Raw genomic sequence first — 16,305 nt, forward strand, 5'->3', positions numbered from 1 at the left:
GCCGTCTACGGTGGTCGCATGCGCCGAACGCTGCTGGTGACCAACGACTTTCCACCTCGACGGGGTGGGATCCAGTCCTACCTGCACACGTTCGCGCAGTTGCTCCCGCCGGACGAGTTGGTCGTGTATGCGCCGCGCTGGCGGGGTGACTCCCACGTGCGTTTCGACGCGGAGCAGCCCTTCGAGGTCGTCCGACACCCCACCACGCTGATGCTTCCCAGCCCCGCCGTCGCGCGCCGTGCCGCCGGGCTGGTGTCGGACCGTGAGTGCGACACGGTCTGGTTCGGCGCCGCCGCGCCGCTGGCGGTGCTCGGACCACATCTGCGACGGGCAGGAGCCGAGCGCATCGTGGCCTCCACCCATGGCCACGAGGTCGGATGGTCGATGCTGCCGGCGGCGCGCCAGGTCCTGACCCGCATCGGATCGACGACCGATGTGATCACGTTCGTCAGCCGCTACACCCGCGGTCGGTTCGCGTCGGCATTCGGAGCGGACGCTTCCCTCGAACACCTACCGCCCGGCGTCGACTCGACCGTCTTCGCCCCTGATCCCGCAGCGCGTACGGACCTCCGTGCGCGGTACGGGCTGGGGGAGCGACCGACGATCCTGTGTCTGTCCCGTCTGGTGCCGCGCAAGGGACAGGACATGCTGATCCGGGCGCTCCCGTCGATTCGCGCGCGGATCGACGGTGCCGTACTCGTCATCGTCGGAGGTGGGCCGTACGCCGACACGCTGCGCCGACTCGCGCAGACGTGCGGGGTCGCCGACCACGTCGTGTTCACCGGATCCGTCCCGGCCGAGGAACTCGCCGCGCACCACACGATCGCCGATGTCTTCGCCATGCCGTGCCGCACGCGGGGTGCCGGGCTGGACGTCGAGGGACTCGGGATCGTCTTCCTCGAAGCGTCGGCAAGCGGGGTTCCGGTGGTGGCCGGTCGTTCGGGGGGCGCGCCGGAAACCGTCGTCGAGGGGGAGACGGGACTGACCGTTGACGGCAGAGACGTCGACGACATCGCGTCGGCGATCGTCACCGTGCTGTCCGACCGCGACAGGGCCGCGGCAATGGGAGCAGCGGGCCGCGAGTTCGTGTCCACGCAGTGGCGGTGGGACGTTCTCGCGGCCCGCTTGGCCGGGCTTCTGTGACGGGCTACTTCGAGTAGATCGCCTCGATGTCGCTCGCGTACGACTTCTGCACGACGTTGCGCTTGAGCTTCATCGTCGGGGTCAGTTCGCCGCCCTCCTCGGTGAAGTCACCGGGCAGGATGCGGTATTTCTTGATGCCTTCGGCATGCGAGACCGACTTGTTCGCCTCGGCGACGGCCGCGTCGATCTCCGCGATCAGGTCGGGGTCCGACGTCAGATCCGCGACGGTTGCGGACTCGTCCTTGCCGTTGCGCTGCTTCCACCCGGGGAACGCTTCGGCGTCGACTGTGATCAGAGCGCCGATGTACGGCTTCTGATCACCCACCACCATCGCCTGGCTGATGAGAGTGCTGGCGCGCAGCGAATCCTCGAGACCGGCGGGGGAGACGTTCTTGCCTCCGGCGGTCACGATGATCTCCTTCTTGCGGCCGGTCATGGAGATGAAGCCGTCCTCGTCGACGGCGCCGAGGTCACCGGTGTGGAACCAGCCGTCGGTGAGCGCCTCGGCGGTGGCGTCGTCGTTCTTCCAGTATCCGTCGAAGACCACGCCGCCCTTCAGCAGAATCTCGCCGTCCTGCGCGATGCGGACAGCGTTGCCCGGCAACGGCTTTCCGACGGTGCCGATCTTCTGCTCGTCCGGGGTGTTCACGGCGGCGGCAGCGGTGGTCTCGGTGAGTCCGTAGCCCTCGTAGATGGTCACGCCGATACCGCGGTAGAAGTGCGCCAGACGCTCACCCAGGGGTGCGCCACCGGAGATCGCCAGTTCGCAGCGTCCACCCAGGGCGGTGCGGAGCTTGACGTAGACGAGACGGTCGAACAGAGCGTGCTTGGCGCGCAGCACGATCGACGCTCCGCCGGTGTCGCGTGCCTTGCTGAACGCGACCGCGGTGTCGGCAGCAGCGTCGAAGATCTTGCCCTTGCCGTCCGAGTGCGCTTTCTGACGGGCCGTGTTGTAGACCTTCTCGAAGACGCGCGGCACGCTGAGGATGAAGTGCGGCTGGAACGAGCCGAAGTTGTCCACCAGGTGCGGGATGTCGTGGGTGTGCCCCAGGGTGGCGCCGCGATCGAACGCGGCGATGGACACGGCGCGCGCGAGCACGTGCGCCATCGGGAGGAACATCAGTGTCGACCGCCCCTCGACCAGCATCGTGCCGATCGCGCTCGCGGCGATCCCACGCGATTCCGCGACCAGATTGGCGTGACTGAGGACGCAGCCCTTGGGGCGGCCCGTGGTGCCCGATGTGAACACCAGGGTTGCGGGGTCGGAGGCGCGCAGCGCTGCGATCCGGTCGGTCACCTCGGAGTCGGCGATGTCGCGGCCGGCATCGACCAGCACGTCGACGGCACCGACCTTCTCCGGCGACGCGTCGATCTGGAGAACCGTGGTAACGCCGGGGAGGTCGGGAAGGATGTCCGCGAGGATGTTCGAGTGCGCGACCGTCTCGACGACGGCGGCCACGGCTCCGGAGTTCTCGAGGATCCACCGGACCTGGTCCGCGGACGACGTCTCGTAGACGGGGACGGTGACGGCGCCGGCAGACCAGATGGCGTAGTCCATCAGGGGCCACTCGAACCGCGTCGCGGACATCAGCGCGACGCGGTCACCCTGTGTCACGCCCGAGGCGATGAGGCCCTTCGCGACAGCCCGCACCTGTGCGGCGAAGTCGCCCGCGCGGACGTCCTCCCACCCGTCGCGGGTGGCGCGCCGGTAGACCACCAGGTCGGGCCGTGATCTCTCGTGGGCGAACACCGAGTCGACGACGGACGCGTCGTCCTCGATCGAGAACGGTGCCGGGACGGTGAATTCGCGCACGGATTCCTCCGATAATGGGAACGGGTCGGACGGGTGTTCACACTAAACCTGCTGCGTCGGGTGTCGTCACGGGCAGTCGTGTCCGCGGTTGTGACGTCGCAGACCGACGCGGCGCACCGACGGGGATCGACGGTGCCCGTGGTTCCCCGGCATGCGACGCTGAGCGTATGAGCAGCGTGCAGATCGCCGATCAGACTTTCCTCGCCGCCCCTGCGTCGGACGTGGCGGAGTTGGTGGGCGACACCCGTCGGCAGCGGTCGTGGTTCCCTGGTCTCACCCTGACGGTGCAGGAGGACCGCGGCGAGAAGGGCATCAGGTGGACGGTGGCGGGTGAGCTGACCGGAACCATGGAGGTGTGGCTCGAGCCGATGCTCGACGGGGTGGTGCTCCACTACTTCCTGCATGCCGAACCCGTCGGGGTGTCGACGCCGGATGCGCACCGTCGGCGGGTGGCGGGAAAGACCATGTCCTTCGAGATCAAGGCCCTCCTCGAACGCGGCCGCGCTGCCGGGGAACCCCCCGTGCGCGCGGTCCGATAGTGACGAATCGACCCCACTGTCCGTGCCCCTGCGGTGCGCGGTCGATCATAGGTACAACTAGCGGCAGTACGGGCCCGGAGGGATATCAGTTCCATGGCAGACAAGACCACTAAATCGATCGTCGTCGACGCAACCCCCGACGAGGTGATGGCGGTCATCGCCGACTTCCCCAAGTACCCGGAGTGGGTCACCGCCGTGAAGTCGGTCGAGGTGCTCGAGTCGGCATCGGACGATCGCGCCCGACGCGTCAAGTTCGTCCTCGACGCCGGGATGGTGAAGGACACCTACGAGCTGCAGTACGAGTGGAAGGCGGACGGATCCGCCGTGTCGTGGCACCTCGTGGCCGGTGAGATGCAGAAGTCCCAGGTGGGGTCGTATGCGTTGTCGGACAAGGGGAACGGTGTGACCGAGGTGGTCTACGAGCTCACCGTGGACCTGGCCATCCCGATGATCGGTCTGTTCAAGCGCAAGGCGGAGAAGGTCATCACCGACACCGCTCTGAAGGAATTGAAGAAGCGGGTCGAAGCCTGACCGGTCGCGCCCCCGGCACCACCGCACGCATCACGTTCGTCATCGGAGCAGGTGGAACCGGGAAGTCCACCATCGCCGCTGCGTCGGCCGTCGGCTTCCATCGCGAGGGTCGACGCGCCGTGCTGATGTCCGTCGACGGGTCCGACCCGGCGAGCCTTCTCGGCGGCACCGAGGTGCCGGTGCACCGCGTGGATCCGCTCGGGGTTCTCGAGTCGCGGTACCGATCGATGTCCGAGGCACTCGCACTGGCCGGCCGCCACGACCACGGCGCGGGCCCGAGTCTCCCGGACCCCGAGGAACTCACCGCGCTGCCCGGTGCCGAACCGCTGATCGCCTTGCTCGAGGTCGCCCGCCTTGCCGACAGCGGGGAGTGGGACGACGTCGTCGTCGACTGCCCGGGCGCCGCGGGATGGCGAGAGATGGTGGCCACCCCGTCGTCGATCGTCGGGTATCTGGAGCGCATCTGGCCGCGTCACGCTCGCGTCGTGGCGTCCACGGGCGCGGACATGCGTGCGGCGGTGCTCGTCGCCGTCGTCGATCGCATCGTCGACGCGGCGTCGTCCGTGGAAGCGATGCTCGGCGACGGCTCGAGAACGTCGGCCGTGGTGGTGACGACTCCCACCCCGAGGGTGCTCGACGCTACCCGAGACCTGTTGGCGGTCACAAGTTTTCACGGGGTCGCGGTCGCCCGTGTCATCGCGAACTCGGTCCTGCCCGACCTTGGCGGGGCCGTGCCGACGTCCGTGCTGGGCACCCACCCGGCGGTGTACTGGACGGCCCGCATCCGCGCCGAGCACGTCTCCGCTCTGGACGCCTTCGCGGCGACCACGGGCGACCTCCGCATCGACGTCGTCTCGACCCACCCCACCGAGCCGGTAGGCTTCGATGCTCTGGGTGCTGTGTCCGATCAGATGAACGGGCAGGTGGGGGACGGGTACGGATCGGCGATCCTGCCCGCACTGGTCACCCGGGTGCGGCGGGAGTCCGGCAGTGGGCTCGACACCGTGTACCAGATGGAAGTGCCGCTTCCGTTCGTCGAGGCGGACACGGTGGCGGTGGGGCGTGTGGAGGACGACGTGATCGTGAGTGCGCAGGGCAGTCGTCGTCGGCTCAGGCTGGCGTCGGTGCTGCGTCGATGCGTCGTCACGGGCGCGGGGTTCGACGACGGTGTGCTCACCGTGTCGTTCGCGCCCGACCCGGCTCTGTGGCCCGAGAACCTCCAGGGGTCGACCGATGGATGACGGCCGCCGCGACCTCGCGGCCGAGTTCCGGGTTCTCGCAGAACTGCTCATCGACCGTGTCGAGCCCGTCCTGCGCAGACTCGACTCGGACGACGCGCCGGCGTGGCAGGGCTGCTCCTGGTGCCCGTTCTGCGCGCTGGCCGCGGCGCTGCGCGGGGAGCGCCACGACCTGTTGACCCTGGTGTCCGGAGAGATGGACGGACTGATCGACGTGCTGCGCGACTTCCTGCAGTCGCACGGCACCGCGCGGCACGACTCCGCGCCCGGCGACGCTCCCGGAGCGAGTGCACCGCCTGTCGTTCGCCCAGCGACCTACCAGCCGATTACGGTGACCAGGACACGTGAGCCCCACCGCTCACGGCCGACACCGCATCAGCCCGACCCCGATCAGTAGAGGAAGCCGCAGACGTGAGCGCTCAGTCCCGGTCCAACCGGTCTCTGACCATCGGCATCGACGTGGGTGGCACCAGCATTCGCGCATCCGTCGTGGACGTCGAGGGTCAGGTCCTCGACTCCACGCAGGCGCCCACCCCGCAGTCGTCGCGTGCGCTCGAGAACGGCATCGACCGCGCGGTCCGCGAGCTGGCCGGTCGGCACGACATCGCTGCCGTCGGCCTCGCCGTCGCGGGCTTCATCAACTCCGATCGCACCGTGGTGCGGTTCGCTCCGCACCTCCCGTGGGTCAACCGGCCGGTGGCCCGCGAGATGACGGAACGGCTCGGTATCCCGGTCATCCTCGAGCACGACGCCAACGCCGCCGCGTGGGCCGAGCACCGGTTCGGGGCTGCGGCAGGTGGTGGCAACGTCGTCATGATCGCGATCGGCACCGGCATCGGCGCTGCCCTGTTGATCGACGGCAAGCTCTACCGCGGCAGCTACGGCATCGCGCCCGAACTCGGCCACCTCCAGGTCGTCCCGGACGGACGCCAGTGCGCCTGCGGCAAGCGCGGTTGCTGGGAGAGATATTGCAGCGGAACGGCTCTCGTCGACACGGCGATCGAGCTCCTCGCAGCGAACCCGCGGGGATCCACGGTGCTGGCGCGCGAGGCGTTCCTCGACCCCGGGTCGCTGACCGGCCGCCGGATCGCGAATGCCGCGCAGGACGGCGACCTGGTCGCCATCGAGACGATGTCCGAGTTCGCACGCTGGTTGGGGATCGGTCTGGCGCTGGTCTCCGATGTGTACGACCCGGACCGCATGGTCATCGCGGGCGGCGTCGCCACGTCGTCGGCACTGTTCCTCGACACGGCACGCGAGCACTACGCGGCACAGATCACCGGCGCCGGCCATCGACCGCTCGCGCGCATCCGCGGTACTCAGCTCGGTGAGGCCGCCGGCATGATCGGTGCGGCCGAGTTGGCCCGCGTCGAGGTGGGCGCAGCACGCGCCTGACCACCCGTTCGAGCACGCCCGAGGAGCCGGAACGGGCACCGTTCATGTCCACGTGATGGCCGGACGATGTCGGCGGTGTGAGATGTGTCCGACCCGACGCTCGAACTGTGGCTGGTGTCATAAACCCCCGGTACAGTTACGCCCACGAGATGTCCGAGCGGGCCGCGGGCATCGCGGTGCGGGTCGCGGGTACTTCGAGAAAGGCATGTCGGGCATGTGGTACTGGATATTCAAGTACGTCCTTCTCGGGCCGGTGTTGCAGGTGATGGGCCGTCCTCGCGTGGAGGGTCTGGAGAACATCCCCGACGACGGGCCGGTGATTCTCGCGAGCAACCACCAGGCGGTGTTCGATTCGTTCTACGCGTGCCTGGTCGTACCGCGTCGCATCACATTCCTCGCGAAGAGCGAGTACTTCACCGGCAAGGGCCTCAAGGGTCGCTTCCAGAAGTGGTTCTTCTCGTCCGCGGGACAGGTCCCGATCGATCGCACCGGTGCCTCCGCCGCGCAGGACGCGCTCGACGCGGGCCTGCGCGTGCTGGCGAAGAACAAGGTGCTGGGTATCTACCCGGAGGGCACGCGCTCGCCGGACGATCGGCTCTACAAGGGCAAGACGGGCATGGCGCGTCTGGCTCTCGAGAGCGGCGTACCGGTGATTCCGGTCGCGATGATCGGCACCGCGAAGATGAACCCCATCGGCTCACGGATTCCGCGCCCCACCAAGCTCGGCGTGAAGTTCGGTAAGCCACTGGACTTCTCGCGGTACGAAGGCATGGCGGGCAACCGCTTCGTCGAGCGCGCCGTCACCGACGAGGTCATGTACGAGCTGATGAAGCTCAGTGGTCAGCAGTACGTCGACGTGTACGCGGCGAGCATGAAGAAGACGCCCACCCCCGCGGTGGATCCGGCTCCGTCGACCGAGGCCGCTCGCATCCCCGACACCCGCGCGGGCTAGCTCAGACCGCGTCGGCGACCGGGCGCGTGTCGGTCACGGACTGCGCACGCAGCGGAACAACGGCTACCGCGATGACGAACGCCAGTCCCCACCAGACGTACGACGACGCCTGGATCTGATCCCACAGCGGCCAGCCCAGGCCGTTCCAGCGGCCCGGTGCCAGTCGCCAGTGCGACGGGTAGTGCAGCAGCACGACGCCGATCACCGCGAGCGCGACCATCGCGGGTGCGCGGCGGGTGACTCCGACGTGGACCAGGACCATCAGCATCGGCACGGTCCACACCCAGTGGTGCGACCACGACACGGGCGAGACCAGCAGTCCCAGAGCGGCATTGACACACAGAGCCAACAGGTATTCCTTCGCGGCGAGGGCGCGTCGGATCGCCAGCACGGCCAGCACCCCGACGACCGCACTGCAGGCGATCCAGACGAGTGACCTGGTGCCCTCGTCCAGGCCCAGACGGGCAAGCATGCCGGTGATGGACTGGTTGGAGATGTACCCCGGACCGCCGATGCGGCTGGAGTCGAACAGCACCTCCGTCCAGTACTGCACCGAGTCGCTGAACGTCGCGAGGAATCCGAGTGCCGTGAACGCGAGGAACGACAGTCCGGTCACCACCGCGGCGCGGTACTGGCGACGGAGGAGGAAGTACAGGACGAACACTGCCGGGGTGAGCTTCACCGCGGTCACGAAGCCGATCAGCATTCCGCGCGGCCAGGGAGTCTTCTTCAGCAGCACATCGAGCACGACCAGACACATCAGGACGACGTTGATCTGTCCGTAGTCCAGGGTCGACCAGACGGGTTCCAGTGCGAATGCCGCGGCGGTGATCCCGCCGGTGACCCATGCCGTCGTGGACGTCGAGAGCGAGACCAGCGAGCGCAGGCACACCGCGACGGTCACGGCGAGGAGCACCATCGTCATCGCCGTCATGATCGACGACGCGACCTCGAGCGGCAGGATCGCCATCGGCGCGAACGACACAGCGGCCATCGGGGGATAGGTGAAGGGCAGCGGGATGTCCACCGACGTCGCCGGCAGCACCCCGTAGAGGTTCACGCCGTCGAGCAGCGCCCGGCCGCCGATGCGGTACACGTCGAGATCGAGTCGGTAGATCGCGCCCCACTCCCGCAGCGGAGGCAGCCCGATGACGTTGAACGCGATCCCCGCCACCAGTCCGACACAGACCGCGACCTTCGCGATCACGGTCACCGGACGCGGCAACGACGCACCCGGCCCGGTGTAGGGCGGTGCGGTCGGCAGAGTCCACGTCATGGTCGGGGGCTGTCCCTTTCTGGTGCTGTGCGCGCGTGACCTAGGGTCGGTAACCGTGCGCTACTTCTACGACTGCGAGTTCATCGAGGATGGTCGCACGATCGATCTGGTGTCCATCGGCATCGTCGCGGAGGACGGGCGTGAATATTACGCGGTCTCGACCGAGTTCGATCCGGAGCGTGCGGGCACCTGGGTACGCCGGAACGTCCTACCGAAACTGCCCCCGTTCTCCTCGCCGCTGTGGCGATCCCGCTCACGCATCCGCGAGGACATCCTCGACTTCGTCTCCGCCCCGCACGGCTCGATAGGCCCGACGGTCGAGATGTGGGCCTGGGTCGCGGCGTACGACCACGTGGCGCTGTGCCAGCTCTGGGGCTCGATGACGGCGCTGCCTCGTGTCATGCCGCGATACACGCGCGAGTTGAAGCAGTACTGGGAGGAGCACGGGTCGCCCGCGCTACCCCCGGTTCCCGACGACTCGCACGACGCGCTCGCCGACGCGCGTCACAACCTGGCCAAGTTCCGGGCGATCGAGGCGGCCAGGGCCTGGTCCGACAGGACCTGATTCCGAGGTCCTGCATGACCGCGCTGTGGGGTCCTACGGAAGCGGACGTGGCCCGATGGTGAGAGACGACACGCGAGCGGATTACTCTGTACGCGTGAACTGGACTGTCGACGTTCCGATCGAACGCTTGCCCGAGCTCCCTCCGCTGCCCGAGTCGATGCGCGCTCAGCTCGATGTCGCATTGTCCAAGCCCGCCGCTCAGCAGCCGTCGTGGCCGGCCGACCAGGCCGAGGCGATGCGCAAGGTGCTCGAGAGCGTTCCGCCCATCACGGTGGCCAGCGAAGTCGAGGCTCTGTCCGACAAGCTCGCCGCCGTCGCCCGTGGCGAGGCGTTCCTGCTGCAGGGCGGTGACTGCGCCGAGACCTTCGTCGACAACACCGAGCCGCACATCAAGGGCAACATCCGCACACTGCTGCAGATGGCCGTCGTCCTCACGTACGGCGCCTCGATGCCCGTCGTCAAGGTTGCCCGTATCGCCGGCCAGTACGCGAAGCCCCGGTCGTCCGACGTCGACGCCCTCGGCCTGAAGTCGTACCGCGGCGACATGATCAATTCCCTCGTCGCCGACGATGCCGTGCGTCAGCACGACCCGTCGCGACTGGTGCGCGCCTACGCCAACGCCAGCGCCGCGATGAACCTCGTCCGCGCGCTCACCGGCGCGGGCATGGCGGACTTGCACCGCGTGCACGACTGGAACCGCGAATTCGTCACCAACTCGCCCGCCGGAGCCCGGTACGAGCAGTTGGCCTCCGAGATCGACAACGGTCTGAAGTTCATGGACGCCTGCGGGGTCACGGATCCGAACCTGCACCAGGCCACCATCTTCGCCAGCCACGAGGCATTGGTGCTCGATTACGAGCGCGCCATGCTCCGGCTGGACAACGACGACGAGCACGCCAAGCTGTACGACCTGTCGGCGCACTTCCTGTGGATCGGTGACCGCACCCGCCAGCTGGACGGTGCCCACATCGCCTTCGCCGAACTGGTCTCCAACCCCATCGGACTCAAGATCGGTCCGAGCACGACGCCGGAGATGGCCGTCGAGTACGTCGAGCGCCTCGACCCCACGAACAAGCCGGGTCGACTCACCCTCATCTCGCGTATGGGCAACGGCAAGGTGCGCGACATGCTCCCCGCCATCATCGAAAAGGTGCAGGCGACCGGGCATCAGGTCATCTGGCAGTGCGACCCGATGCACGGCAACACCCACGAGGCGTCCACCGGCTACAAGACTCGTCACTTCGATCGCATCGTCGACGAGGTCCAGGGGTTCTTCGAGGTGCACAACGAGTTGGGCACCCACCCGGGCGGCATCCACGTCGAGCTCACCGGCGAGAACGTCACCGAATGCCTCGGCGGCGCGCAGGACATCTCGGACCTGGACCTCAGCGGCCGGTACGAGACTGCCTGCGACCCGCGCCTGAACACGCAGCAGTCGTTGGAACTGGCATTCCTGGTCGCGGAGATGCTGCGAGGCTGACTCTGTTTCCAGCCCGTCACCCCCCCGCGAGTACGTCGATAGTGTCGTGAAAAGCCCCTCGGGCACGACAGTTCGGACGTACTCGCGGGGGGTTCTCCGTATCTCAGGGGAGTGAGACGAGGGTGACCGTGCTGTTCGGTTCGACGCGATCGCCCTGGCCCGGGTTCTGGGTGATGACGAGGGACCGATCCGTCGTCGCCAGCTGACGGACGACGACGGTCAGTCCCAGACGCTCGAGCTCCGCTCTGGCCGATCCCACGGTCCGCCCCAGCAGCGACGGCAGCGTCACGGCCGTCGACACCTGCAGTGCCACGCTGGAGCCGGCGGTGACGGTGTCGCCGCCCCCCGGGTTCGTGCCGATGACCTTGCCGCCGTCGACCTCGGCGTCGAAGACCTTCTCGACGGAGCCGACGACGATGCCTACCCGGTCGAGTTCGGCGCGTGCCTCTGCCTCGGTGCGGCCCGCGACATCGGGGATGTCGACCGGCGGAGCGCCCTTGCTGGTGAGGACACGGACCTCGCTACCGACGGGAAGCACAGTGCCGGGCGCCGGGTCGAGTGCGGCGATGTCCCCCACAGGAGCGGTGCTGCTGAACGCCTCTCCACCGTCGACGGGAACGAAGGTCCGCTCACGCAGAGCTGCATCGACGGCGGCCGCGGCGCTGCTGCCGGCGAGGGTGGGGACGGACGGGCGCCCCTGAGAAACGAGAAGGGTCACGGTCTCGCCCTTGGCGATCCGTGACCCGGGCGCAGGCTCGGTTCCGAGTAATCGATCCACCGGATCGGAATCGGTGTACCTGCCTTCCGTCGTGACGGACAGGTCGGCCGACTCGATGGCGGAGATCGCGGCGGATCGGTCGAGGCCCTCGATCGACGGGACTGCCGTGAACCTGCCGGAGCCTGCCCACCATCCGACGGTGCCCAGGAGGACGGCGACCACGACGACGATGGCCAGCCACACCAGGGCCAGGCGACGGGAGCGGCGCTTGTCCGCGTCGAAGTCGGGGAAGGCGAAGGCGCGCTTGTCCACCGGTTCGGCGGCGGTGGCCCGCCGCTCGTCCTCGCCGCCGCGGGCAGTGGCCGTCGTGACCATTCTGGTGTGCTGCACGCCCGACGACGGCGGCGCGTGACCCATGGACTCGGCGGGGACGGACACGATCTCCGTCTCCGGGGTTCGCGGAGCCTGCGGGGCGTAGGGCCGGGGAGCGTCGACGGTCTCCGCGCTCAGGTGTTCGGCGGAGCGGGAGGGAGACGGCACGCGGTACTGGGGGAGCCCCAACATCCGGGTGACCGACCGCATCGCGTCGCCCATGACCGCGGCGTCCCGGAATCTGTCGTCCGGACGGCGCTGTGTCGCGTCGCGCACGAGGGCGTCCAGGTGGGGCGGAATCCCCGAGATGACCGAGCTCGGGGCCGGAACGTCGTTCTCGATGCGTTGGTACGCGATGGAGAGGGAGGTGTCGCCCTGGAACGGCGTGCGTCCGGTCAACACCTCGAACAGGAGGATCCCTGCGGAGTAGACGTCGCTGCGCGCGTCCCCTGCACCGACCGTCACCTGTTCCGGCGACAGGTACGCCGCGGTGCCCAGAATGACGCTGTTGGACGTCGTGGTCGCCGCGGCGACTGCCCGCACCAATCCGAAGTCGGCGATCTTGACCTCGCCGGAATCGGAGATCAGGACATTCTCGGGTTTGACGTCGCGGTGCACCAAGCCGCCGCGGTGCGCGACGGCGAGGCCGTCGAGAACGGGTTGGAGAACGGCGACCGCGGCGTGGGGAGGCATCGGTCCACGCTCGCGGAGGAGTTCGCGCAGGGTTCCGCCCTCGACCAGTTCCATGACGAGGAAGGCGTGCTCTCCGTCGCGGCCGTGGTCGTACACGGCAACCAGTCCCGGGTGGCTGAGACGTGCCACGGCACGCGCTTCGAACTCGAACCGTCGGACGAACTCCGGATCGGCGGCGAACTGCGGGTCCATGATCTTGATGGCCACGGGGCGGTCGAGGCGCAGGTCGAGACCGCGGTACACCGTCGACATCCCGCCTCGTGCGATCGGGGCGTCGACGCGGTAGCGCCGATCGAGCAGCGCACCGAGCAGCGACCGACCTGACGTTGTCACCTGCGCCTACTTTCCTTCTCGATCGGAGAGACCACGGTCGATGGTAGCCAGTGTGACGCGTGGGGTCTGCGCCCGATGCGTCACACCGGGCTCGGAATTGTTCTTGTCGGGCGCCGTGACTACGTTTGTCGCGTGAGTGCGCTTCCCTACTGTGACGATGTTCTTCCCCCCGACGAGGTGCTGGTGCCGCTTGCCGACGCCGCCGACCTGCTGGGCATCACCGTCACGCGACTGCATCAGCTGATCCGCGAGCACAAGTTGATCGCCGTCCGCAGAGACCGCGTGGTGTGTGTCCCCGCGAAGTTCCTCGGCACGGACGGCCAACCGCTCAAGCACCTCGCCGGCGCCATTGCCGTGCTGCTCGACGGTGGCTACAACCACCCGGCGATCCTCCGATGGCTGTTCACCCCGGACGACACGCTGCCCGGCACCCCGGTCGACGTGCTCCGCGGCGATCATGCCCGCGAGATCATCCGGCGCGCACAAGCGATGGCTTTCTGACCGGAGGATCGGCTCATCCTGCGGAGCGCAGTGACACCGTGCTGCCGGCCCGCACCAGCAGACCTCGGCCCGCAGCGGTGGCTGCCACCCGCGCGCGTCGGGAATTGCCCACGCTCGCTCGCGTCGACAGGCACCGGTAGCCGTCACTCTCGACGGCTTCGAGAATGTCGCGATACAGAGCGAAGGCGACGGCGATGCCGTCCCGTGCACGCGGCTCGAGAAGTTGGATGCCGGATTCGGCTGTGCGGTACAGCGCGCGAGTGGTGGCGATGATGTCCGCCAACGCACGGACGACGCGTGGGTCGACGTTTCCCGTCCGGCGGCACCACCACAGCAGGTCCTCGTCCACACCGAAGGCGCTCAACACGTCGCCGGGGAGGTAGATGCGGTCGCGAGCGAGGTCCTCGCCGGCGTCGCGGACGAAGTTCGTCACCTGGAAGGCCTCGCCCAGGGCCGACGCGGTGGGGCGCGCCTCCTCGACCGGGCACACGGTCCCGAGGATCGGAAGCATCTGCAGCCCGATGACGGCCGCCGACCCGTACATGTAGGTCTTCAACTCGTCCATGGTCGCGTAGCGATCCTTGTAGATCGACGAGTGCGGCACGTCCATGCGCATCGACGTCATGAAGGCCGTGAAGTACTCGGCGGGAATGTCGAACCGTCGAGCGGTGTCGAACAGGGCGGCGAGGATCAGCTCGTTGCGTCGGTCGGGTCCGTTGGACGCGACGCTCACGGGCGCGTCCGGTGACGCGAGTCCGGCGTCGAGGCGCTCCTCGATGCGGGTGAGGAGTGCGAGGTCGTCGGCTACTGCGTCGGCGTCGTCACGCTCGGCGATCATGTCGACGTCGATGATGTCGTCGACCATGCGGGCGAAGGCGTAGAGAGCATGCACGGCCGGGCGTCGATCCGCGGGCAGCAACCGCGTCGCCAGGAAGTACGTCTTGCCGTGTTCGCGCGCAACGTCGCGGCACAGCGCATAGGCCTCGGCGAGGTCTGAGTCGGTCACGCTCGGTTCTGCTCCTCGGTGTGGTCCGGAGCCTCGTCGCGAGTGTCGGTCCGAGTGCTCGGGGGAGTCGTCGTGGGGACGAACGTGTTCTCGTGCTCGGGATGGGTGACCGACCGCAGACGCAAAGGGTCGACGGTGCGGAGGGACAGGGCTGCGACGACGCCCGCGAAGGTCGCGAGGACGACGTGCGGGAACGTGTAGAGCCCGATGGATCCGTCGGGCTGGAACACGAGCATGAGCCACGCCGACAGTCCCACCAGCACCGTGAGCGTGGTCGTGCTCATGGTGAGCCCGGCAGCCACGGCCAACGGCCACGAGTAGTACCAGGGCAGCGCGGCAGGCGACAGGATCACGATGGCCACGAGTGAGACCAGGATGCCGAGCAGGGCGCCGCGCTCGGAGTGCCGGGAGCGCCACCAGGCCGCGGCCAGGATCACGGCCAAGGCGACTGCACACAGCATGCGCGTCACTTCGAGGACAGGACCGAGGCGCGCCCCGGTGAACCAGCCGGTCCCGACGGTGACGAGATGCGCCAGGATCGTGGGCAGGGAAAGCCAGTTGATGATCTTCGCCGAGCCGGAGAGCGCCGTCAGCCAGCCCAGGCCGACCCCGGCTGCGACCGAGGCGACGACGAACACGCCGAGGAACACGGCGAAGCCGGTGCCGGCGGTTCTGGCGAACACCAGGAGGACATGCTGGCGGCGAGGTGGGTCTCCGCGTTCGGCGCGAGCCTCGTTGTCGATGCGCAGTCGCTCGCGTTCGTGCAGCATCCACATCCACACCAGGAAGGGAAGCGCGATGCCGGCAGTGGCCTTGATGGCGACCGCCACGGCGACCAGTCCCATTCCGGCGACGTGACGACGGTCCAGCACCGCGGCGATGCCGGCGGTCATCAATCCGACCATCAGCATCTCGTTGTGGACGCCGCCGATGAGGTGGATGAGCACGAGGGGATTGAGGACGGCCAGCCACAGTGCGACGGACGGGTCGGCGCCGAAGTGCCGGGCGATCCGAGGTACCGCCCACATGGTCAGCGCGAGGCCGGGGAGCATGGTCAACCGCAACAACATCGTGCCTGCGATGACGTTGTCGCCCGTCAGGGAGGTGATTCCCTCGCCCAGCAGCAGGAAGAGCGGGCCGTACGGCGCGGTGGTGGTGGTCCAGACGTTGCTGACGTTGTCCAGCAGCACACCGGGGTTGGCGACGGGACCGACGGCATAGGGGTCGAAGCCGTCGCGGAGCAGCGCGCCCTGCGCGAGGTAGGAGTACGCGTCGCGGCTGAACATGGGGACCGACAGCAGCAGGGGCGCCGTCCAGATGGGGACGACCCATCGCAGCTGATGCACGGTGGTGCGGTGGCCGAGCGTCGAGCGGCCCAAGCGCACCCAGGCCGCGATCATGAGCAGGACGCCGATCCACACCATGACGGTCGACAGCACCAGGCCGTGCCCGAATCTGAGCCACGACAGATGCATGGCCTCGAGAAGCGGATCCCGGCGGCGCACCGCGCCCGACCCGAAACCACCGAACGTGATCAGTGCCGAACCGGCGAGCCCGACGAGCGTCGCTCGTCCGGCGCGTCCCCCGAAGAACTGTCGAATCGAGCGCCAGCGCGCCGATTCCTCGGTGCCGTCCGTGGCCCGGATAGGGGAGGACGTCGTCATGTTCCTCCCCGGAAGACGTGACATGGCCGGCCGCCGAACAGGCGACCGAGCGCGGACGCATGTGAGTTTAGAGGCATCCGCCGGGA

15 protein-coding genes are annotated in these 16,305 nt (G+C 68.3%); 10 read left to right on the plus strand and 5 right to left on the minus strand.

Annotation, left to right across the window (positions count from 1 at the left end):
- Window positions 1–18: 18 nt before the first annotated feature.
- Window positions 19–1,143, plus strand: coding sequence for a glycosyltransferase family 4 protein (locus AC0IX4_RS09850; RefSeq protein ID WP_471828858.1), 1,125 nt, complete (start codon window positions 19–21; stop codon window positions 1,141–1,143).
- 4 nt (window positions 1,144–1,147) lie between these two features.
- Here AC0IX4_RS09850 and AC0IX4_RS09855 read toward each other — a convergent pair whose 3' ends face one another.
- Entirely contained in the window at window positions 1,148–2,956 is a 1,809-nt protein-coding gene (locus tag AC0IX4_RS09855) for an AMP-dependent synthetase/ligase (protein WP_471828859.1), read from the minus strand.
- 167 nt (window positions 2,957–3,123) lie between these two features.
- Between AC0IX4_RS09855 and AC0IX4_RS09860 the strand changes: the two genes are divergently transcribed.
- The 6 genes from AC0IX4_RS09860 to AC0IX4_RS09885 all read left to right on the plus strand — a co-directional run bounded on the left by AC0IX4_RS09860 (window position 3,124) and on the right by AC0IX4_RS09885 (window position 7,611).
- The gene (locus tag AC0IX4_RS09860) at window positions 3,124–3,495 is read left to right on the plus strand and encodes a hypothetical protein (protein ID WP_042575192.1); all 372 of its coding nucleotides are present in this window, start codon (window positions 3,124–3,126) and stop codon (window positions 3,493–3,495) included.
- Between the two features lie 93 nt (window positions 3,496–3,588).
- Window positions 3,589–4,026 carry an SRPBCC family protein gene (locus tag AC0IX4_RS09865; protein WP_042575191.1) on the plus strand — a complete coding sequence of 146 codons (438 nt, stop codon included), beginning with the start codon at window positions 3,589–3,591 and terminating at the stop codon, window positions 4,024–4,026.
- A 125-nt stretch (window positions 4,027–4,151) separates the two neighbouring features.
- The gene (locus tag AC0IX4_RS09870; RefSeq protein ID WP_042575250.1) at window positions 4,152–5,267 is read left to right on the plus strand and encodes an ArsA family ATPase; all 1,116 of its coding nucleotides are present in this window, start codon (window positions 4,152–4,154) and stop codon (window positions 5,265–5,267) included.
- A complete protein-coding gene (locus AC0IX4_RS09875) occupies window positions 5,260–5,661 on the plus strand; it encodes a hypothetical protein (RefSeq protein ID WP_471828860.1) in 402 nt (133 codons plus the stop codon). Before AC0IX4_RS09870 ends, AC0IX4_RS09875 begins: the two co-directional genes overlap by 8 nt.
- Before the next feature lie 14 nt (window positions 5,662–5,675).
- On the plus strand, window positions 5,676–6,659 hold the full coding sequence (locus tag AC0IX4_RS09880) for an ROK family protein (protein WP_042575189.1): 984 nt from the start codon (window positions 5,676–5,678) through the stop codon (window positions 6,657–6,659).
- Between the two features lie 214 nt (window positions 6,660–6,873).
- Window positions 6,874–7,611 carry a lysophospholipid acyltransferase family protein gene (locus tag AC0IX4_RS09885; RefSeq protein WP_042575249.1) on the plus strand — a complete coding sequence of 246 codons (738 nt, stop codon included), beginning with the start codon at window positions 6,874–6,876 and terminating at the stop codon, window positions 7,609–7,611.
- 1 nt (window position 7,612) lies between these two features.
- Here the strand turns inward: AC0IX4_RS09885 and AC0IX4_RS09890 are convergent, their stop codons facing one another.
- On the minus strand, window positions 7,613–8,887 hold the full coding sequence (locus AC0IX4_RS09890) for a glycosyltransferase 87 family protein (protein ID WP_471828861.1): 1,275 nt from the start codon (window positions 8,885–8,887) through the stop codon (window positions 7,613–7,615).
- Between the two features lie 55 nt (window positions 8,888–8,942).
- On the opposite strand from AC0IX4_RS09890, the gene AC0IX4_RS09895 reads away from it, so the two are divergent.
- The gene (locus tag AC0IX4_RS09895; RefSeq protein ID WP_042575188.1) at window positions 8,943–9,452 is read left to right on the plus strand and encodes a polyadenylate-specific 3'-exoribonuclease AS; all 510 of its coding nucleotides are present in this window, start codon (window positions 8,943–8,945) and stop codon (window positions 9,450–9,452) included.
- Window positions 9,453–9,546: 94 nt separating this feature from the next.
- A complete protein-coding gene (locus AC0IX4_RS09900; RefSeq protein WP_042575187.1) occupies window positions 9,547–10,932 on the plus strand; it encodes a class II 3-deoxy-7-phosphoheptulonate synthase in 1,386 nt (461 codons plus the stop codon).
- Between the two features lie 103 nt (window positions 10,933–11,035).
- Here AC0IX4_RS09900 and pknB read toward each other — a convergent pair whose 3' ends face one another.
- Window positions 11,036–13,048 carry a Stk1 family PASTA domain-containing Ser/Thr kinase gene (pknB, locus tag AC0IX4_RS09905; protein ID WP_471828862.1) on the minus strand — a complete coding sequence of 671 codons (2,013 nt, stop codon included), beginning with the start codon at window positions 13,046–13,048 and terminating at the stop codon, window positions 11,036–11,038.
- 132 nt (window positions 13,049–13,180) lie between these two features.
- On the opposite strand from pknB, the gene AC0IX4_RS09910 reads away from it, so the two are divergent.
- Window positions 13,181–13,549 (plus strand): Rv2175c family DNA-binding protein, encoded by a 369-nt coding sequence (locus AC0IX4_RS09910; RefSeq protein WP_042575185.1) that lies wholly within the window; start codon window positions 13,181–13,183, stop codon window positions 13,547–13,549.
- A gap of 13 nt (window positions 13,550–13,562) precedes the next feature.
- Here the strand turns inward: AC0IX4_RS09910 and AC0IX4_RS09915 are convergent, their stop codons facing one another.
- On the minus strand, window positions 13,563–14,555 hold the full coding sequence (locus tag AC0IX4_RS09915) for a phytoene/squalene synthase family protein (protein WP_471828863.1): 993 nt from the start codon (window positions 14,553–14,555) through the stop codon (window positions 13,563–13,565).
- A complete protein-coding gene (locus tag AC0IX4_RS09920; protein WP_082043118.1) occupies window positions 14,552–16,219 on the minus strand; it encodes an alpha-(1->6)-mannopyranosyltransferase A in 1,668 nt (555 codons plus the stop codon). Before AC0IX4_RS09920 ends, AC0IX4_RS09915 begins: the two co-directional genes overlap by 4 nt.
- Between the last annotated feature and the right edge of the window lie 86 nt (window positions 16,220–16,305).

The organism is Rhodococcus sp. AC861 (assembly GCF_979256035.1).